Here is a 19,827-nt window from a genome sequence, read left to right as displayed (position 1 = left end):
GGTTCACGGCTTCAGCTCCTCAGCCGCCCCAAGGTGATTGCTAGGCGCAGCACATAGGCTTCTCGAGGATCCGACGGGGAGTAGCCAGTGACGTCTTGGATTCTCTTGAGGCGGTAGCGCACGGTATTGGGGTGAATGAACATCGCCCGACCGGTGCCCTCCACAGAGCAGCCGTGATCCAGAAAGGAGACAGTGGTGTCCATGAGGTCTCCGCTGGCTGCGGCGAGGGGGCTATAAACCTCGTTAACGAGCCATGCCGTGGCATCGGCATCGCCAGAGAGGACCTGTTCGGGAAGTAAGTCGACGGCTGCCATTACCCGCGGACCTTCTGGCCAGGCTCGTGCCGCACGTGCTCCGGAGAGGGCGGCGCGGGCGGACACCGGGGCTAACGTGAGATCGGCGACGACGGGCCCAACGACAATTGGTCCCGCTGCGAAGTGGTCTGCGAGGGCTTCACTCGCGGCTACGGCTGCCGTATCGTCGACGAGTTTTTCACTGGCTAAGATGACGACTAACCGGTCGGATTGCACGGCGGCCAGCACGGTCATCTGCATGTGCTCCCCGTCGCGTCGCAGCACATGGAGTTCATGTTCGGTCGTTGGTGCCCGTCCGACGACGACGCATAGGTTGATGCCCGGGCGCCAGCCGAGAGTGGAGGCTCGCGAGATAAGTTGTTCATCGGCATCGGCTCGCACGACCGCATCAACGACGAGGGATTCCAGACGCTCATCCCAGGTACCGCGGCGCTCGGCGGCTCGCGCGTACACCTCGGCGGCGGCGAAGGCCACCTCGCGGGAATAGTGGACGATGGCAGTGCGCAGTACTTGGCGATCGCCGCGTGGCATCTCGGTTTCAATTTGAGCCTCGACGACGTCAATCGTGGTGTGAACGAGCTCGACTGTATGGTGCAAGGAGATCTTGCGAGTCATCGATCGGGGAGCTACGTCGAAGACGTCAGTGGGGGAATAAGGCTCGGCATCGTCGTCAGCAAACCACTGGACGAAGCCGTCAATACCTGAGCGAGCCACGATCGAGATCCACGATCTCTCCTCGACCGATAAGTCACGGAACCAGGAATGTCGACGCCCCATTTCCTCCAGCGTGGCCGTCGTCATAGCTGAGGTACGGGCCATCAACCTCTTGGCGATGGCTCTGCGTGCGCGGTCAGAAGACACCACCGTGCGGCCGGTGCTCGACGTCCGTCCACTACTCGTTTGGCGCGTGGGCGTCGTCGCGATGTTGTTCTTGGCCACCTAAGCCCCCCTCGGCGAGACTTCGGTCAGTCTAGTGGGGCGATGCCTTAGGCAGGGCAGCGACGGCAGACGGCGAATAGACCCGGGGGAATTACGCGCTGAGTCGATTTACGATATCTCCGAGTGACTTTTCTTCTATAAGACGACACAATAGGTGGGCGGTGGGCCCTCGGGCCGCCACCTCGAACCGTCACCGGTGATGTCGCCGGTTGTGCGTCGATGTCGATGAGAAAGGACCCGGCGTGATCCCACGCGAAGAACGCGGACCAGTCCTCAACGGACTTCCGACAACCCTGCCTGACGTTGATCCCGAGGAGACCCAGGAGTGGATCGAGTCCCTCGATAAGATGGTCGAGATTGACGGTCCGAACCGTGCTGCTCAAGATGTTGGAGCGGGCGCGTAGCCACGGTCGTCTCGGGCTATCGGCACTCACCTCGACTGACTACATCAACACCATCGCGGCCGAGGATGAGGAAGAGTACCCTGGTGACGCCGAGATCGAGCGGAACATCCGTCGTCTGCTGCGTTGGAACTCCGCTGTCACCGTGCATCGTGCACAGCGCCCCGGTATTGGCGTCGGTGGTCATATCTCTACTTATGCCTCTGCAGTGACCCTTTATGAAGTCGGTCAGAACCACTTCTGGCGCGGACAGGACGCTCCCGGCGGTGGTGACCAGGTCTTCTTCCAGGGGCACGCTGCACCCGGTATGTACGCTCGAGCTTTTCTCGAGGGGCGTCTTAGTGAAGACGACCTCGACGGGTTCCGTCAGGAGAAGTCGAAGGCCGGGCACGGCTTACCCTCCTACCCGCACCCTCGTATGCTGCCTCACTTTTGGCAGTTCCCGACGGTGTCGATGGGTCTGGGACCGATGGATGCCATCTACCAGGCGTCCATGAATAAGTACCTCACCAACCGTGGCATCAAGGACTGCTCGGATCAGCACGTTTGGGCCTTCCTCGGTGACGGCGAGATGGACGAGCCAGAGTCGCGTGGCTTCCTGCAGGTCGCTGCCAACGAGGAGCTCGATAACCTCACCTTCGTCATCAACTGTAACCTGCAGCGTCTGGACGGGCCGGTGCGCGGCAACGGCAAGATTGTCCAAGAACTTGAGGCTGTCTTCCGTGGTGCCGGCTGGAACGTCATCAAGGTCATTTGGGGATCCGGTTGGGACCCACTGCTGCAGGCCGACCGCGACGGTGCCCTCGTCGACATCATGAACAGCACCCGTGATGGTGACTACCAAACCTTCAAGGCTAACGATGGCGCCTACGTCCGCGAGTACTTCTTCGGTCGCGACCCGCGCACGGCCAAGATGGTCGAGAACTGGACTGACGAGCAGATCTGGGCACTGCGGCGTGGTGGCCACGACTACCGCAAGATCTACAACGCCTACAAAGCGGCTATGGAGTTCAAGGGAGCCCCGACCGTGGTGCTTGCCTGCACTATTAAAGGTTACGATCTCGGTACTCACTTCGCAGGCCGCAACGCGACCCACCAGATGAAGAAGCTGGCCCTCGATGACCTCAAGCAGTTCCGCGATCGTCTCGAAATTCCGATTTCGGACAAAGTGCTGGAGGCCGATCCTTACCGCGCCCCGTACTTCCATCCCGGAGCTGACGACGAGCGTGTCCAGTATCTCGTGGAGCGTCGCCACGCACTCGGCGGCTTTGTGCCGGAGCGGCGCACGAAGTACACACCGCTGCCGATTCCTGGGCAAAAGGCCTTCGATGGTGTTAAACGTGGTTCGGGTAAGCAGGAAGTCGCGACCACGATGGCCTTCGTGCGTCTGCTCAAGGACCTCATGCGCGACAAGAATTTTGCTCCGCACGTCGTCCCGATCATTCCTGACGAGGCCCGCACCTTCGGTATGGACTCGTTCTTCCCGACGATCAAGATCTACAACCCGCACGGCCAGAACTACACCCCGGTCGACCACGAGCTCATGCTCAGTTATCGCGAGGCTAAGAACGGGCAGATCATCCACACCGGCATCAATGAGGCTGGCTCAGCGGCTACCTTCATCGCCGCAGGCTCGGCATACTCCACTCAGGGTGTGCCGATGGTGCCAATATATCTGTTCTACTCCATGTTTGGATTCCAGCGCACCGGTGACTCCTTTTGGGCGGCTGGTGACCAGATGACTAGGGGATTCATTATTGGCGCCACTGCCGGACGCACCACACTGACCGGTGAGGGCACTCAGCATATGGACGGACATTCACCGGTCTTGGCTGCTAGTAACCCGGCCGTCATCTCCTATGATCCGGCTTATTCTTACGAAATCTCCCACATCGTTCAGGCGGGTCTGGAGCACATGTACGGCGAGAATGCCGAAGACGTCATGTACTACTTGACGGTGTATAACGAGCCGATCATCCAGCCGGCCGAGCCAGAGGGCGTTGACGTTGAGGGCATTGTCAAGGGCATGTACCTGTTGTCGAAGGGCTCCTTTGAAGGAGTCGGTGAGGATGCTCGCTGCGTTCAGCTGATGGCTTCCGGCGTCGCTGTGCCATGGGCCCTCGAGGCTCAGCAGCTCCTCAAAGATGACTTTGGCGTCGTTGCTGACGTGTGGTCGGTGACGTCGTGGAACAACCTGCGTCGTGACGCTATGGAGGCCGAGGAGCAGGCCTTCTTACACCCCGAACAGGGCAAGCGCACGCCATACATCGTGGAGCGTCTTGCTGAAACTTCTGGCCCGGTTGTTGCGGCTACCGACTATATGCGTCAGGTTTCGGACCAGATCGCTCAGTGGGTACCGGGGGATTATGCCTCCCTGGGAGCCGACGGGTTCGGCTTCTCTGATACGCGTGCCGCAGCCCGACGGTTCTTCCATATCGATGGACCGTCCATGGCCGTGCGTGCCCTCCAGATGCTCGTCGAGCGTGGAGAGGTTCCGCAGGACTGGCCTACTAAGGCTGCCGAGAAGTACGACCTGCTCAACGTCAACGCGGGGGCGTCCGGTAACGCTGGTGGTGACGCCTGATCGATAGATCGTCGAAAAGCCGGGGCATTCCATGATGTGGGCTGCCCCGGTTTTCGTTGAAATCCGTTGCCTCCACCATTCTCCTGCTAGCCTTTTTAGCGCCTAGGCTAAACCGAATTAGTTCTCGTGGTAACGGCGCTGCGAGGGGTGGAGATCGAAGGAGTGGGACACATGGGGTTGAGCCGTCGTCAGGTGCTCGCTGGCACCGTCGGGGTAGTCTCGACAGCGTTGATCACGGAACAGACGTCCGCAGATATCGCGTTTGCAAGGCCTTGCGGGGCTTCTAAGGCAGTGACCACCGCGGTCTACATCGAGGTCAATCATGAGGATTTCGCGACTGTCGGGGCCTTCGTCCGAGAAGGGGCTCACCGACCGGTCTTCGATCTGGCGATGATTTTTGCGGCCAATATCAATTATGACGGGTGCACGGCTTACCTGCACCTGAACGAGCGAGTCCTGGAAACGCTGAGAGCTACCGAAACCCAGATTCGTCCGTTACAGCGTCGTGGGACGAAGGTACTCTTGTCGCTCCTTGGTAACCATGAGGGTGCCGGATTCGCCAACTTTCCAATTCGGCATGACGCTGACCGGTTTGCGGCTCAGGTAGCAAGGGTTGTTCATAGGTGTCACCTGGATGGCGTCGACCTAGATGACGAATATTCCGAGTATGGTAAAAATGGTACCGGTCAGCCCAATGAAGACTCTTTCGTTTGGTTTGTTCGTGCGCTGCGACGCCACCTGGGGCCTCACAAACTTCTCACCCTGTACTCGATTGGGCCATCGGTTGATCGAACTGTTTCAGCGGTGGGCAATGCATCAGATGACCTCGACTATGCATGGAACCCGTGGTACGGCACCTATCAGGAACCATCAGTGCCGGGTATGCCCCGAAGTCGTTTAGGAGCGGCAGCAGTTGACTGGGGACATACGTCGACTGAAATGGTCCAGACGATGGCTTCTCGGACGATCCGTGACGGTTATGGCGTCTTCATGACGTACGACTTGCGGATGTCGACGAACCCGTCTCTTGTGCAGGCCATGACAACGGCCTTGGAGAAAAGGTAGTGACTTCGACGGTGACCGTCGCAGAAAAGGCCCCACGGTGGTCGTCGGCGGGATGTTCTGGCACACTGATGAAGGTGGGAACTTCCTGTCACACAGAGCAAGGGAAAGCGAAGGATTTCGTGGGAAGCGGCAGCGATTTGGACAAGCTCGGTTTCGAGCCTGGGCAGGTCGTCCAGGAGCTCGGTTGGGACGATGACGTTGACGAGGACCTCCGCCAGGAGGTTATGGACCTCATCGACGGCGACATGATTGAAGATTCGATCGACGCCGTTGACATCGTCTGGTTGTGGTTGCGCGCCGACGACGGCGATGTAGCCGACGGTTTGGTTGACGCTATGCGTGATCTGTCTGACGATGGGTTTATCGTTCTCGTCACCCCGAAGGTGGGACGCCCGGGCACCATCGATCCGGCTGACCTGTCTGACGGTGCAGACACCGCTGGAATGGTGTTGACCACCAGTTACGACGTCAGCAAGGATTGGCAGGCCCACAAGATTGTGCGTCCGCGCGGCGGGCGGCGCTGACCCTTCTTCTTTCATTCGCCCCCTGCGGGATAGTTCTGTAGGGTCTGCGGTATACCCGATGTATCGGCGGTCTCGCCTAGGTCCGCCGGTACATCGGGCTTAACGTTATTTACTGAGCATCTCGTCCAATTGTTCCGGGGCATAATCGGAGCTGTTTATGGCATCTTGTAAGCCGGCATGTTGAGCACGGAGGCCGCCAGCGTCGGATCGTTGTCAAGGTCGATGCCCACCTTCTGTGTCGCGTGGTGGACCTTCGCTGCGAAGATTTCGTCGTTCGCCATCCACTCCGCGACGGTGGAGTCGCGGCGCAGAGGCTGACGCACCTGCGGGGCATCGAGGGCGATGTCAGCTACGAGTAGAAGATCACGGCTGGAGGCGCTCGCCTTGACGCGTACAGTCCCCGACTCAACTGCCCAGGAGTGGAGGGATGTCCCAGTAGGACAGGTTGCGATGGGTTAGCGTGACGGTGACCGTCTACCTCTGGTCCGGCTCTAATTCCACACGACGGAAAGCTTTGAGCTCGCGCACGCAGCGGTCGACAGTGGCGTCGGGGAACTCCAAGACCTAAGGTACAGCAGCGCCGGCCTGGTCTCCGGTATTGGAGACGGTGAAGCTGACGGTCAGTACTGGATCGTCTGGCCCAGTGAACTCGGTAATGCGGCTGATGGCTAGGTCGAGGTCGGAGTAGACGAAGGTGGTGTAGCTCAGGCCGTGGCCGAGGGGATAGGCAACCGGCCGGTCAGTGGCGTCAAGGCCCCGATAACCGATGTATCTACCTTCTCCGTAGTGCATGTGCTGGAGTTCCCCTGGGAAATTGGGTTGAGCGGGAATGTCGGACAGTTTCTTGGCGATGGTTCAGCGAGATGTCCGGAAGGGTTGACCTTGCCCCGTGAGGACGTCGACAGCCCCGTTTCCGCTTGCCTGTCCACCCAACCAGCAGTGGATGGTCACTTCCCTTACTTGGCGCAGGAGGTCAACTTGATCCGCTGGCAAGACAGTTGAAGTGCGGTCGTATCCTTCCGATTCAATGATGTCTGGTAAGCCCAAGAACAGGACGGCTATGTGTCTCTTCGCTATCGAGACTGCCTCGTCGGCGGGCTGGGGCTGGCTGATCGGCGAGGGAGAATCCGGGAGAGAGAGGAGTGCACGTTGACCCAGACTTTCTGTAGTGCGTTGGGCAGTATCCAGGCGGGTCGGATTAACCTTCGACGACCCGGCTCCTTGGTAGCGCAGGGTACGGGCAAACTCATCAATACAGGGTCCTCGGAAAACTACTCGAAGTTATGACCGCACAATGGGAAACGTTTCATGTTGATGCCCGGGCTGAGTAGCACAGCCACGGACTCCGCCCGCGTCTCCTGGCCCAACGCGACGCCAACCTCCCTGATGAGGGCGGGGTCCCGCGTCGATACCAGTCCGGGCGGGGAAGCAGGTGGCGGGCACAGAATCGTAGAGGCCAGCTGGCGACCCGTCAGACACCTTGCGCAGACCGTGGAGCCGTCAGTGATCATCGGCCCGGGAATACTGAGGCGTTCGATAGTTTGAAGATGTCAGGCGTCACTGCCTGAGCACAGGGACGCTTTCTCCTCAAGGGCAAGCTGACCAATGGTGTCGGCGATCTGAAATGCGGTCATAGTTAGCTCTTTCGTCAACGTCGACACCGATTATCGTCGGGACCTGGGACAGATTTGCGACAGAGATGTTTCAGCTAGTTACCAGACGGATGACGAAGACTCGTCAGTGACGCTCAGAGCTGCGAACCGGTGGTGAGCCTCACCCCGGCATCCTTCATAGCCGCCACGGCCGCGTCGCCCAATTCTGGGCTGACCGGCTCGCTGAGATCGGTCAGGCACGTTGTGGCGAACCCGAGACGCTGGGCGTCCAGAGCCGTGGCTTTGACACAGTGGGATAGGGCCAAACCAACGACGTCGACAGCCTCGATCCCGCGATCGCGTAATATCGTTTCGAGAGTTGACCCCTCCTCGGTAGTCCCCTCGAAGCCGGAGTAGGCCGCAGCGTATTGTCCTTTCTTGACCCGCGCGTCGACAGGAATCTTGGCGATCGCCGGATGAATCTCAGCCTCGGCGGTGCCAGCAATCCCGTGTGGCGGCCAGGAATCCACAAAGTCCGGGTTGTCGGAGAGGTGGTCACCTGGATCAATATGCCAATCCTGAGTAGTGACCACCATGTCGTAACGAGCACGGTGAGTTGGGACGTACTTCGCGATGCGCTCGGCGCAGGCATTGCCGCCGGCGACAGCCAAAGCATCTCCCTCACAGAAGGTCGGCTGGACATCGACAACGACAAGGGCACGGTGTGACGAAGTCATGGACACATCCTTCCACTGCCCTCAGTTCTAGATACGCTGACGCCATGGCAGTGAGCACATATGTGGCAGCCCAGGATCGTTACGAGACCATGGAATATCGGCGTTGCGGAACGAGTGGCTTGTTGCTCCCTGCCGTCTCTTTGGGATTGTGGCACAACTTCGGAGACCTTCACCCTGGATCCACGCAGCGTGCCGTGTTGCGTCGCGCTTTCGACCGCGGTATTACCCACTTCGACCTCGCTAATAATTACGGTCCCCCCTATGGACAGGCCGAGATCAATTTCGGTCGTATCATGGCGACTGATTTCAAGCCCTACCGGGACGAACTTATTATTAGCTCCAAGGCTGGCTACGATATGTGGCCCGGCCCCTATGGACAGGGCGGGTCCCGTAAGTACCTCGTCGCCTCCTGCGACCAGTCCCTCAAGCGGATGGGTCTGGACTACGTCGACATCTTCTATTTCCACCGGTACGACCCGGACACCCCGCTCGAGGAGACGATCGGAGCCCTTGACCGGATCGTGCGATCGGGTCGTGCCCTGTATGCAGGTATTTCCTCATATGATCTCAAGCAGACTGAGCGTGCTGCTGCCATCGCCCGTGACCTTGGCACCCCATTACTTATTCACCAGCCGCGTTACAACATGCTCGATCGATGGATTGAGGACGGTCTGATCGACACCTGCGAACAAGAGGGGATGGGCATCATTTGCTTCTCCCCATTGGCTCAAGGAATTCTCACCGATAAGTACCTGCGGGGCGTCCCTGCCCAGTCCCGTGCTGGCATGGGGGCGGTTTCGTTGCGACCCGAACAGATCAACGACGCCACCCGCGCCGCTGTCGCTGCTCTCAACGAGGTTGCCAAGGACCGCGACCAGACTCTGGCTCAGATGGCCCTCTCCTGGATTCTGCGTGAGTCCCGCATTACCAGCGTGCTCGTCGGGGCCTCCTCGGTACCTCAGCTGGATTCAGACATCGACGCGCTTGGAGCAACCCCCTTTACTGACGACGAAAGGGTGCGTATCGAGTCGGTGCTGGCCGACCATATCTTCTAACCTGTCCCGAGCTGTGCTACGCTTCTAGCGACGCCCTTTAATGGCGATCCCGTGAGGTCGCGAAGGTCGTGCCAGCAGGCGACTGCGCGTATGCGCGTCGTCCGATGGGCTCCACCCCGCACCTACGGTGTCTAGCGGTAGGAGCCTGCTATGCAACTTACTCAGTCATCCGGTCCAGTGACCGTCCTCGATTCCAAGGCTTTGGAGCGGGCACTGACAAGGATTTGTTACGAAATCGTCGAGCGTAACGAGGGGCTCGACCAGTTGGTTATCGTCGGAATTCGCACTCGTGGTGCATATCTTGCACGGCGCATGGCGACTAAGCTGTCGTCACTCAGCGACGTCGACGTTCCTGTCAGCGAGCTCGATATCACCTTGTATCGAGACGACCTCGATCCCAATGAGCACCGGGAGCGCCCGCAAAACCCAGTGCTTTCGGACAATAACGTTCCCACAAACTTGGCTGGTAAAACCGTCGTACTTGTTGACGACGTGCTGTTCACTGGTCGCACCGTCCGGGCGGCTCTCGATGCCGTCGTCGATACTGGGCGCCCCGACTGTATCCTGCTAGCGGTTATGGTTGATCGTGGCCACCGAGAGCTTCCAATTCGCGCTGATTTCGTCGGTAAAAACATCCCCACCTCGTTGAACGAGGCCGTGGACGTTCACGTCATCGAAGTCGATGGCGAGGATGCTGTCACCATCCGAAAGGTGGCTTCCCGATGAGCACCGAAGTTGTCGAAGAGCCTAGCGCCGACTACACCGGGCGTCACTTTCTGTCGGTCGAGGACATGTCCAATGACGACGTCATGCGGATCATCGATCGTGGTCGGCAATTCAAGGCCGGTGACGCCCCGCGTGTGGAGCCAGGCCATGTCGCCATCAACATGTTCTTCGAGAACTCCACTCGAACGATGACCAGCTTCCAGATGGCTGAGCACCGCTTAGGTATGAAGATCCTCGACTTTGATCCGGGCCACTCCAGTGTCACCAAGGGGGAGAGCCTCTACGACTCGGTGCGCACCGTCGACGCCATTGGTGCTGAGGTTGCCGTCATCCGTCACTCCACCAACCACTACTACGACTACCTGCTGTCGACCGGAATGCTTGGTTTGTCAGTCGTCAACGGTGGTGACGGATCCGGTCAACACCCTAGCCAGTGCATGCTCGACCTCATGACTATTGCTGAGGAATTTGGCCATGTCGACGGTCTGACGGTTGCGATCAGCGGTGATATCGCGCACTCACGAGTAGCCCGTTCTGATGCTCAGATCCTTTCCCGGCTTGGGGCCAACGTCATCTTTACCGGACCGCGCGAGTGGATGGACCGCAACGTCACCCGGCTCGGCTCGATGGCGACCCTTGACGAGGTCATCGCTGATGTCGACGTCGCCATGATGTTGCGTGTTCAGCACGAGAGATTCGATGCTGGGCCGGACTTCTCCGTAACTGACTACCTGCAGGCATTTGGGCTCACTAGTGAGCGTGCAGAGCGAATGAAGCCTCAGGCGATCATCATGCATCCGGCGCCAGTGAACCGTGGATGTGAAATATCCGGTCACCTCGTAGAGGCCCCCTCATCTCGTATCTTTGAGCAGATGGGGAACGGAGTCATGGTACGGATGGCCATTCTGGAACAGGTGCTGCAAGGCAGGGAGACAAAGTGAGCCGACGGGTCCTCCTCACCGGGTTGACCATGCTGGTGGGAGCCACGCCGGTTCCCTCCCAGCTCCTCATTCGCGATGAGCGGATTGAGGCTATTTCGCGAGGGCGATCCAATGCCCTCGATGGGGCCGATGCCGAGGTCATCGATCTCGGCGGGGCTCTGGTGACGCCCGGGATGGTGGACCTTCACGTCCATCTGCGTGAACCGGGTCAGGAGCATAAGGAGACCATCGCATCGGGCACTGCTGCGGCTGCCCGGGGAGGCTGGACGACGATTTGTGCGATGCCCAATACTGCTCCTGACCCCCATACTCCGGAGCTCATGGCTGACCTCAACAGGAGGATTGAGGAGTCGGCGCTAGTGCGGGTGCTGCCCATTGCTCCCATCACTGTTGGGCTGACGAGCGACGATCTCGTCGACGTTGAGGCCTTGACGCGGGCTGGGGCTGTGGCTTTCTCCAATGACGGCAAGGGAGTGCAGCCGGCCGGAGTCATGTACGATGCGATGCGGTCCGCTGCTGTTGTCGACCGTCCGATCGCTGCTCACGCCGAGGACGAGTCGCTGGTGCGGGGCGGGGTTATCAACGACGGGCGCCGGGCTAGGGAACTCGACTTACCCCCCATGACCCGTCTCGCCGAGACTGTGCAGGTGGCCCGCGACGTCATGATCGCCGAGGCGACTGGCGCCCACTACCACCTGTGCCACGCCTCGACCCGACAGTCGATCCGAACCTTGCGCCGGGGCCGTGAGGACGGTGCAAACGTCACCGGTGAGGTTGCTCCGCACCACCTGCTGTTGGCCGATGACGACATCCCCGATGACGACGGGTTCTACAAGATGAACCCGCCGCTGCGCACCCGCGACGACGTCGACGCCATGGTCGAGGGCCTGTGTGATGGAACGTTGACCTGTATCGCCACCGATAACGCTCCACATGCAGCTGAGGAAAAGGCATGTTCATTCCGTAATGCCGCTTTTGGGGTCATCACTAACGAGCACACCTTCGCTCTGCTGTATACCAACTTTGTACTTAACCGGCGGTTCCGACTCGACCAACTTGTTGACTGGCTCACCGTCGGACCTGTCGAGACCTTTGGGTTGCCGGAGGCCGGTCGACTGCGTGTGGGAGGGCCGGCCGACTTGGCCGCCTTCGACTTGCGCACCGAGTCGACGATTATCCCCGAAGAAGGGGCCGGGATGGGGCGTAACACCCCCTTCGCTGGTCGTTCCGTCCTCGGTGAGTGCGTGCTGACGATTGTCGGTGGCCGGACGGTCCACTGGCGCGGCCAGCTGATAGGTAAGACTGACGACCACGAGATGGGAGACCCGCAATGAGCAGACGCACCCTGTTGCTGGCCGATGGGACGAGTTACCGGGGGGAGGCGTTTGGAGCCGACCGTCAGGTGAGTGCCGAAGTCGTCTTCACCACTGGTATGACCGGTTACCAGGAAACTTTGACCGACCAGTCCTACAACGGACAGATCGTCACTTTCACCTACCCCCTCATTGGCAACTGCGGAATCAACCGCGACGACATGGAGTCGCTGTTCCCGACGACCGCCGGAGTCATCTGTCGCGAGGTGCCGCGACTGGCCAGCAACTGGCGCAACCGGAGTAGCTTTGACGAGTTTCTTATTACTCACGGTATCCCGGGTCTGGCTGGGATCGATACTCGCGCCTTGGTGCGCCGGTTGCGCGCTGAGGGAGTCATGAAGGGAGTGCTGCTGGATCCTGACGCTGACCTCGACGTCGAGTTGGAGAAGTTGCGCGACGCCCAGCTGCCTACCGACCAGATAGCCCAGGTGTCGACTCGCACCGCCTACCCGTCGCCCTTAGGCGGGCGCAGCGTGGTGCTCTTCGACTTCGGTCTTAAGCATTCCATCTTGCGAGAACTGAGCAAACGAGGTTGTGCCGTGACCGTTGTGCCGTGGAACATCTCGGCTGATCGGGTGCGGGCCCTGGGGCCCGATGGCATCATGCTTTCGAACGGTCCCGGGGATCCGAAGTCCATCCCGGGGGTACAGGATGTGGTGAGAGAGCTGCAGGAGGAGTACCCGATTTTCGGTATCTGTATGGGCCACCAGATCTTCGCTCTAGCTAACGGTGCCGACACCTATAAGCTCCCTTTCGGTCACCGCGGTTTCAACCACCCAGTCCGCGAATTGTCGACTGGCCGGATCGATTTCACCAGCCAGAACCACGGCTACGCCGTTGATCCCGAATCGGTGGCTGGCACCGAGTTGGAGATCACCCACATTGAGATCAATGACGAGACCGTGATGGGTGTGCGTCACACTCGGCTTGGATCCTTCTCGGTGCAATACCACCCCGATGCTGCTGCCGGACCTCACGACGCCGCTCACGTCTTCGACGACTTCGTCGCTCTCATGGACGCCGATCATATTGGAGGTCAGAACTGATGCCCCACCGTACCGACCTGCACCGCATCCTCGTCATCGGATCTGGGCCAATCATCATCGGGCAGGCCGCCGAGTTCGACTACGCCGGTACCCAGGCCTGCCTGGCACTCAAAGAGGAGGGGTACGAGGTCATCCTCGTCAACTCCAATCCAGCGACGATCATGACCGACCGTGACATTGCCGACAAGGTCTACATTGAGCCGATCACCTTCGAGTTCGTCTCTTCAATTTTGCGCCGGGAGCGGCCTGACGCCATCGTTCCCACTCTGGGCGGCCAGACTGGTCTCAATATGGCCACTGAGCTAGCCAAATCTGGGATTCTCGACGAACTCGGCATCGAATTGCTCGGCACTAAGCTTTCGGCCATCGAGAAGGCCGAAGACCGTGATCTGTTCAAGCAGCTCATGGATGAGCTGGGTCAGCCGGTTCCGGCCTCCGAAATTGTTCACACCATTGACGAGGCGGTCAAAGTCGGGAACACCATCGGATACCCGCTTATCGTCCGTCCTGCATACACCCTTGGTGGCACTGGCGGCGGTCTGTGCCACGATGAGGCCGAACTCGAACGCATCGTAGGGAAGGGACTAGAGCTGTCCCCGGTCACTGAGTGCCTGGTAGAACAGTCGATCGCTGGGTACAAGGAAATCGAGTATGAAATGATGCGCGACGGCGCCGACAACACCATGGTGGTCTGCACCATGGAGAACTTCGACCCGGTCGGGGTTCACACCGGTGACTCCATCGTTTTTGCTCCTACCCAGACCCTCACCGACGTCGAGCACGAGATGCTGCGCGATGCGTCGATTGAGATCGTCCGGGCACTCGGGATTGAGGGTGGCTGCAACGTCCAGCTCGCTCTTGACCCGAATTCCTTCCAGTACTACGTCATCGAGGTCAACCCGCGAGTCTCGCGCTCCTCGGCCCTAGCCTCGAAGGCGACTGGCTACCCGATCGCCAAAATCGCCGCCAAGATTGCCGTCGGTTTAACCCTTGACGAGATCCGCAACCCCGTCACCGGGACAACGTGGTCGATGTTTGAGCCGATGCTCGACTACGTTGTCGCCAAGATCCCGCGCTGGCCTTTCGATAAGTTCGCTCGGGCTGATCGTCGCCTAGGAACTCAGATGAAGGCGACCGGTGAGGTTATGGCCCTCGGACGCACCATCGAGGAGTCCCTGCTCAAGGCGGTCCGCTCCCTAGAGATTGGCGTCGACCACCTGGCTCTGCGTGATGTTGCCGATCTTCCTGACGACATCCTTGAGGAACGGTTACTGCATGCTCGCGATGACCGTCTGTTCTGCCTGACTGAGGCGATCCGACGCGGACGCACTGTGCACGAGCTGCACGAACAGACCAGTATCGACGTGTTCTTCCTTGACAAGATAGCCCACATCCTCGAGATCGAGGAGCGGCTGCGAGCCTGTCCTGACGACCCTGAGGCGCTATGGATCGCGAAGCGCAATGGTTTCTCCGACCCAGCTATCGCGCGGATCTGGGGTAAGTCCTCTGATGAGGTGCGGTCTCGTCGCGTCGAGAACGGGATTGTACCGGTGTACAAGATGGTTGACACCTGTGCCGGTGAGTTTGAGTCCTCAACCCCGTATTTCTACTCGACCTACGAGATGGAGAACGAGTCCAATAAGTCGCAGCGTCCCAGTGTTCTCGTATTGGGCTCGGGACCAATCCGCATTGGCCAGGGAATCGAGTTCGACTACGCCACCGTCCACTCCGTCAAGGCCATTCAGGCTGCCGGATACGAGGCCATCATCATGAACTCGAATCCGGAGACGGTGTCTACCGACTTCTCCATCTCTGACAAACTGTACTTCGAGCCGTTGACCTTTGAAGACGTCATGAACGTCATCGACCTCGAGCAGCCCGACGGTGTCATCGTCCAGTTCGGCGGCCAGACAGCGATTAACCTGGCTGGGCCGCTCTCGGCGGCCGGGGTACCGATCCTGGGAACCCAGTTGGCCGATCTTGACCGTGCCGAGGACCGGGAAGGATTCGAGTCTCTGCTGGCCGAATTGGGTATTCCGCAAGCTCCAGGTGGTACGGCACGATCCTCCGAGGAAGCACTGGCGGTCGCCGAGGAACTCGGTTACCCGGTGTTAGTGCGCCCCTCTTACGTCATTGGTGGTCGCGCTATGGCCATCGTTACGAGTACCAAGGAACTCAAGCGGTATATGCGTGATGCCGTGCATACCAGTCCGGATAAGCCGGTGCTGGTGGATCGCTACCTCAATGGCCTGGAATGCGAAGTCGACGCGATATGTGACGGTACTGACGTCCTCATCCCCGGCATCATGGAGCACATCGAGCGTGCCGGTGTCCACTCCGGAGACTCGATGGCCGTCTACCCACCGCAGCGGATGAGCCAGCAGGTTACCGATCGAATCGTTGAGGTGACGACAAAGCTAGCCCGAGGGCTGAACACTAAGGGCATCCTCAACATTCAGTTCGTCATCGCTAATGATCCGACGAGCGGGGAGGAGACGGTTTACGTCATTGAAGCCAATCCGAGAGCCTCGCGTACTGTGCCCTTCCTGTCGAAGGTGACCGGGGTGTCGATGGCTGAGGTGGCCACCCAGATCATTCTCGGCGAGACTCTCGCTGACCTGGGATTACAGCCTGGCCTGTGGTCGGTCTCGAAACGCATCCACGTCAAGTCCCCGGTATTCAGCTTCTCCAAGCTCGATCTCGTCGACTCCCACCTTGGCCCGGAGATGAAGTCGACCGGTGAGGTCATGGGGTCCGACGACACCGTCGAAAAAGCTCTGTACAAGGCGTTCGAGGCAGCGAGCCTGCACGTTCCCGAATACGGCAAAATCCTCATCACGGTGGCCGACGACGCCAAACCGGAGGCACTTCAACTGGGCCGTCGCTTTGATCGAATTGGGTTCCAACTCGTGGGGACTATGGGCACCGCTCGCTTCTTTGACGAGGGCGGGTTGCGTATCGATGTTGCTGAGAAGATTGGGTCGGGAGAAGCTGGATCGACGGAATCTATCCTCGACCTCATTAGCCGCAACGGTTGCGACGCCGTCATCAATGTCATGGGCAATGGCCAGGACACCATCATTGATGGCAAACAGATTCGCCGCGAAGCCATCGCACGTGGCATCCCGCTGTTCACCTCCTTGGACACTGCTGCGGCGATTTGCCGGGTCATGGAGTCGCGGGTCTTCTCGACAGAGTCGATCTGATGGCTGAGGCAACAGGGCTTCGTCGTGGCCCCCAGATGATGCGGCTTGCCGACCGTCATGAGGTTGCCGTCGGAGTGTATTCGGTGCGACTCATTCCCGATGAGCCTATGCCGGATGTTGTGCCAGGGACTTTTCTTGATCTCCTGCCCGGTGGTTTGCACGTGCTGCGCCGACCATTGTCTGTCGCCGACGCCGATGACGAGGGATACACCGTCATTTTTCGGGTAGTAGGGAAAGGAACCGACAGGCTCTCAGTGGAGCTGATCGGGGCCGAGATTAACGTCTTAGGTCCACTCGGTCGCGGGTTTGACCTTGATGCAGTGCAGCCCGGTGGACGAGCGCTGCTTATTGGTGGGGGAGTCGGAATCCCGCCGCTGTACTTGTTGGGACGACGACTCGTTGAGCGTGGCGTCCAGGTGCAGTTCCGGCTGGGATTCCATGATCGAAATGACATCTTTTGGACTGATCGCTTCGACCAGCTCGGTGAAGTTCTCATCTCCACTGACGACGGTTCGATCGGGACGAGGGGGACCGTCGCTCAGATCGCCGAGACTAACGAGGCTCGTTGCTTTGTCCCCGACCTCGTGCAAGCCTGCGGGCCACTCCCGATGCTGAGATGGGTGAAGTCCGCACTGGCTCCGACGGTGCGTACCCAGCTATCGCTAGAGGAGAGAATGGCTTGCGGTGTCGGCGCGTGCTACGCCTGCGTTGCCGGTAATGCCACGGACCCCGACCACCAGTTCCGGGTGTGCTTCGACGGTCCTGTGTTCGCGGCCGAGGAGGTTCTCCTGTGACTAGGTTGGCTGTTTCTCTTCCGGGGCTGGACCTCAAGAACCCGATCATGCCCGCCAGCGGGTGTTTTGGGTTCGGTGCCGAGTACGCGGAGTACTACGACCTGTCGGTGCTTGGGTCGATCATGGTGAAGGCAACCACCCTCGAGTCCCGCCGTGGCAATCCAGTTGTCAGGGTGGCCGAGACCCCAGGTGGCATGCTCAACGCCATTGGCCTGCAAAATCCTGGTCTCGACGCCGTTATGGCCGAGAAGCTGCCCTGGTTAGCCGAGCACTTCCCGGACCTGCCCATTATCGCCAACGTCGCTGGCTACACCACCGGGGACTACGTCAGGGTTTGCGAGGTCATTTCGACGGCTCCCAATGTTGCCGCTCTGGAAATTAACATCTCCTGTCCCAATGTCAAGCGTGGCGGAATGACCTTCGGCACCAATGCGACCGTAGCCCATGATCTGACACAGGCTGTCGTCTCAGCCGCAAGTGTGCCCGTCTACGTCAAGTTGTCGCCCAATGTTACCGACATCACTGAGATCGCGCGTGCGGTCACCGATGCCGGTGCCGACGGTCTCACCCTCATCAACACTCTCACCGGGATGAGGATCAACGTGGCACGACGTGCCCCTGTCCTTGCCAACGCCACCGGTGGTCTTTCTGGGCCGGCCGTGCTTCCCATCGCAGTGCGGATGATTGATGCCGTTACCCGAGCCGTCGACATCCCCGTCATCGGTATGGGAGGCGTGACGACAAGCGCCGACGCTCTCGAACTCATGATGGCTGGGGCTTCGGCGGTCGGCGTCGGGACCGCGAACTTCACTGACCCACTGGCCTGCCCCAAGATCATTGATGGCCTTGAGCTGCTCATGGACGATTTAGGCATTGACAGCCTGGAGGACCTACGTACCCAGGTCAAGCAGTCTCGCTGATCCGACCACCACTTTTTTAAGGAGTTTATATGGACACCACTCGCCCGATTATCGCCCTCGACCTTCCCTGTGCCGAGGCAGCACTCGACTTCGTCGGTCGATTCGACGGGGAGAGTCTCTTCGTCAAAGTCGGCATGGAGTTGTTCTATGCGGCCGGGCCGAGCATTGTTACCAGCCTCAAAGAGACCGGCCACGACGTCTTTTGCGACCTCAAACTTCACGACATCCCCAATACCGTCAAGGGCGCAGCTTCGAGCCTGTCTAAACTGGGGGCGGATCTGCTCACTGTCCACGCAGCCGGTGGAAAGGCCATGATGGAGGCTGCGCTTGAAGGCTTGGGAGACGCCGCTGAGACGACCCGTGTTATAGCTATCACCCAACTCACCTCCACCTCCCCAGAGACGTTGAAAACCGAGCAGCTAGTGGAGGTTCCACTTGTTGAGTCGGTGCGCAATTACGCCAAGCTAGCCCAGGCCGCCGGACTGACCGGAGTCGTCTGTTCGGCTCACGAGGCCGCTGATATCGCATCGGTGACCGGTCCAGATTTCCTGCGCGTCACCCCGGGGATTCGCCCAGCAGGGTCCGCGGGAGGAGACCAGTTCAGGGTCGCCACTCCAGGCAACGCCGCCGTGATGGGCTCCTCGGCGATCGTGGTGGGGCGTCCCATTACCAAGGCTGACGACCCAGTTGCTGCATATCACGCCGTTCGCGACGACTGGAATGCCGGACGCAAAGCCTGACGACGATACGATTCAGAGGACGACTGCTGTGACCATGACCAATAATGAAATTGCCCGCGAATTCGCTGAGCGTCTGCTCGCTATCAAGGCCGTCTCGTTGTCCCCGAATACACCGTTCACTTGGGCATCTGGGTTGCGCTCGCCGATCTACTGCGATAACCGGGTGACCCTCTCGGATCCGCAGACCCGCGATTTCATTGCGGAGGGATTGGCCTCACTTGTTCGCACGAACTTTGCTCAGGTCAACGTCGTGGCCGGTACCGCTACTGCCGGGATTGCTCATGCTGCTCTTGCGGCCGATCGACTTGGCGCACCCATGGCCTACGTCCGCTCTGCTCCAAAGGATCATGGGCGAGGCAACCAGATTGAGGGGCGGATTCCAGCTCGGTCCAAGGTCGTCATGGTTGAGGACCTTATCTCCACAGGTGGCTCGGTGCTCAAGGCTGCCGAGGCGGTAGAGGGCGAGGGGTCGACGGTGGTCGGTGTTCTCGCTCTGTTCTCCTACGAACTAGAGAAAGGACATCGCGCCTTCGCGAAGGCCGGTCTGCCCCTGTACACCCTGTCAAGCTATCCGACCCTGATTGATGTGGCAGCTGAGTCCGGGCGGATCACACCCGAGCAGCAGGCCACTCTGGCAACGTGGTCGTCGGATCCGCAGGCCTGGTCGGACGCACACTAATGAGCGCGCTGGCGTTCTTGACCCGCTGACGGAATCTCGTCTTCGGGCGGCAAATCCTCGCGTATCGTCTGGTAAATCTGTGCATGGAGGGGTGGTGAACTCGTAAGCTGGTTGTCATGGCGATAGTCGCTGGCGAGCTACCTCGGCACGCAACTGCTTTGGTGTGCGACATCTTGAGGTATGCCCCGATG

The 19,827-nt window shown here is 59.7% G+C and carries 17 protein-coding genes and 1 pseudogene; 13 read left to right on the top strand and 5 right to left on the bottom strand.

All coding sequences use genetic code 11. The features are described 5' to 3' along the window. Nucleotides 1–11 precede the first annotated feature (11 nt). Nucleotides 12–1,133, bottom strand: a complete 1,122-nt coding sequence (locus F1563_RS02275) for a PucR family transcriptional regulator (protein ID WP_107528665.1) — start codon at nucleotides 1,131–1,133, stop codon at nucleotides 12–14. Nucleotides 1,134–1,495: 362 nt separating this feature from the next. Here F1563_RS02275 and aceE point away from each other — a divergent pair. The 3 genes and pseudogenes from aceE (at nucleotide 1,496) to F1563_RS02260 (ending at nucleotide 5,827) form a co-directional block, all read left to right on the top strand. After that, nucleotides 1,496–4,238, top strand: a pseudogene (gene aceE, locus F1563_RS02270) (pyruvate dehydrogenase (acetyl-transferring), homodimeric type). Between the two features lie 291 nt (nucleotides 4,239–4,529). Further along, nucleotides 4,530–5,303: an endo-beta-N-acetylglucosaminidase H gene (locus F1563_RS02265; RefSeq protein WP_172623586.1), complete on the top strand. Its 774-nt coding sequence runs from the start codon at nucleotides 4,530–4,532 to the stop codon at nucleotides 5,301–5,303. A gap of 68 nt (nucleotides 5,304–5,371) precedes the next feature. Then, nucleotides 5,372–5,827 (top strand): DUF3052 domain-containing protein, encoded by a 456-nt coding sequence (locus F1563_RS02260; RefSeq protein WP_002527393.1) that lies wholly within the window; start codon nucleotides 5,372–5,374, stop codon nucleotides 5,825–5,827. Nucleotides 5,828–5,982: 155 nt separating this feature from the next. Here F1563_RS02260 and F1563_RS13425 read toward each other — a convergent pair whose 3' ends face one another. From F1563_RS13425 to F1563_RS02240, 4 genes are all read right to left on the bottom strand, one after another. Further along, nucleotides 5,983–6,150 (bottom strand): hypothetical protein, encoded by a 168-nt coding sequence (locus F1563_RS13425; protein ID WP_002527392.1) that lies wholly within the window; start codon nucleotides 6,148–6,150, stop codon nucleotides 5,983–5,985. 151 nt (nucleotides 6,151–6,301) lie between these two features. Further along, nucleotides 6,302–6,355: a hypothetical protein gene (locus tag F1563_RS14850; RefSeq protein ID WP_330130523.1), complete on the bottom strand. Its 54-nt coding sequence runs from the start codon at nucleotides 6,353–6,355 to the stop codon at nucleotides 6,302–6,304. A 36-nt stretch (nucleotides 6,356–6,391) separates the two neighbouring features. Next, nucleotides 6,392–6,619: a hypothetical protein gene (locus tag F1563_RS02255; RefSeq protein WP_002527391.1), complete on the bottom strand. Its 228-nt coding sequence runs from the start codon at nucleotides 6,617–6,619 to the stop codon at nucleotides 6,392–6,394. 955 nt (nucleotides 6,620–7,574) lie between these two features. Continuing rightward, nucleotides 7,575–8,156 carry an isochorismatase family protein gene (locus F1563_RS02240; protein ID WP_002527387.1) on the bottom strand — a complete coding sequence of 194 codons (582 nt, stop codon included), beginning with the start codon at nucleotides 8,154–8,156 and terminating at the stop codon, nucleotides 7,575–7,577. Nucleotides 8,157–8,200: 44 nt separating this feature from the next. Here F1563_RS02240 and mgrA point away from each other — a divergent pair, with 44 nt between their 5' ends. From mgrA to pyrE, 10 genes are all read left to right on the top strand, one after another. Continuing rightward, the gene (gene mgrA, locus F1563_RS02235; protein ID WP_002527386.1) at nucleotides 8,201–9,211 is read left to right on the top strand and encodes an L-glyceraldehyde 3-phosphate reductase; all 1,011 of its coding nucleotides are present in this window, start codon (nucleotides 8,201–8,203) and stop codon (nucleotides 9,209–9,211) included. 150 nt (nucleotides 9,212–9,361) lie between these two features. Then, complete coding sequence (gene pyrR, locus F1563_RS02230) at nucleotides 9,362–9,937, top strand: bifunctional pyr operon transcriptional regulator/uracil phosphoribosyltransferase PyrR (RefSeq protein WP_002527385.1); 576 nt, start codon at nucleotides 9,362–9,364, stop codon at nucleotides 9,935–9,937. Further along, nucleotides 9,934–10,878, top strand: coding sequence for an aspartate carbamoyltransferase catalytic subunit (locus F1563_RS02225; protein WP_149302532.1), 945 nt, complete (start codon nucleotides 9,934–9,936; stop codon nucleotides 10,876–10,878). Before pyrR ends, F1563_RS02225 begins: the two co-directional genes overlap by 4 nt. Then, nucleotides 10,875–12,212 carry a dihydroorotase gene (locus tag F1563_RS02220; RefSeq protein WP_002527383.1) on the top strand — a complete coding sequence of 446 codons (1,338 nt, stop codon included), beginning with the start codon at nucleotides 10,875–10,877 and terminating at the stop codon, nucleotides 12,210–12,212. The genes F1563_RS02225 and F1563_RS02220 overlap by 4 nt, the downstream gene beginning before the upstream one ends. Then, a complete protein-coding gene (locus tag F1563_RS02215) occupies nucleotides 12,209–13,297 on the top strand; it encodes a carbamoyl phosphate synthase small subunit (RefSeq protein WP_002527382.1) in 1,089 nt (362 codons plus the stop codon). Before F1563_RS02220 ends, F1563_RS02215 begins: the two co-directional genes overlap by 4 nt. Then, nucleotides 13,297–16,503 carry a carbamoyl-phosphate synthase large subunit gene (gene carB, locus F1563_RS02210; protein WP_002546795.1) on the top strand — a complete coding sequence of 1,069 codons (3,207 nt, stop codon included), beginning with the start codon at nucleotides 13,297–13,299 and terminating at the stop codon, nucleotides 16,501–16,503. Before F1563_RS02215 ends, carB begins: the two co-directional genes overlap by 1 nt. Next, the gene (locus tag F1563_RS02205) at nucleotides 16,503–17,297 is read left to right on the top strand and encodes a dihydroorotate dehydrogenase electron transfer subunit (protein WP_002527380.1); all 795 of its coding nucleotides are present in this window, start codon (nucleotides 16,503–16,505) and stop codon (nucleotides 17,295–17,297) included. Before carB ends, F1563_RS02205 begins: the two co-directional genes overlap by 1 nt. After that, nucleotides 17,294–18,217 carry a dihydroorotate dehydrogenase gene (locus tag F1563_RS02200; protein ID WP_002527379.1) on the top strand — a complete coding sequence of 308 codons (924 nt, stop codon included), beginning with the start codon at nucleotides 17,294–17,296 and terminating at the stop codon, nucleotides 18,215–18,217. The genes F1563_RS02205 and F1563_RS02200 overlap by 4 nt, the downstream gene beginning before the upstream one ends. A gap of 29 nt (nucleotides 18,218–18,246) precedes the next feature. Continuing rightward, complete coding sequence (gene pyrF / locus F1563_RS02195; RefSeq protein WP_002527378.1) at nucleotides 18,247–18,957, top strand: orotidine-5'-phosphate decarboxylase; 711 nt, start codon at nucleotides 18,247–18,249, stop codon at nucleotides 18,955–18,957. Nucleotides 18,958–18,985: 28 nt separating this feature from the next. Further along, nucleotides 18,986–19,636, top strand: coding sequence for an orotate phosphoribosyltransferase (gene pyrE / locus F1563_RS02190; protein WP_172623552.1), 651 nt, complete (start codon nucleotides 18,986–18,988; stop codon nucleotides 19,634–19,636). Nucleotides 19,637–19,827: the final 191 nt, after the last annotated feature.

This window comes from Cutibacterium modestum, from assembly GCF_008326345.1.
Lineage (GTDB): Bacteria > Actinomycetota > Actinomycetes > Propionibacteriales > Propionibacteriaceae > Cutibacterium > Cutibacterium modestum.
The sequence above is the reverse complement of the archived record's forward strand: the minus strand, read 5'-3'. Positions and strand labels throughout refer to the sequence as shown.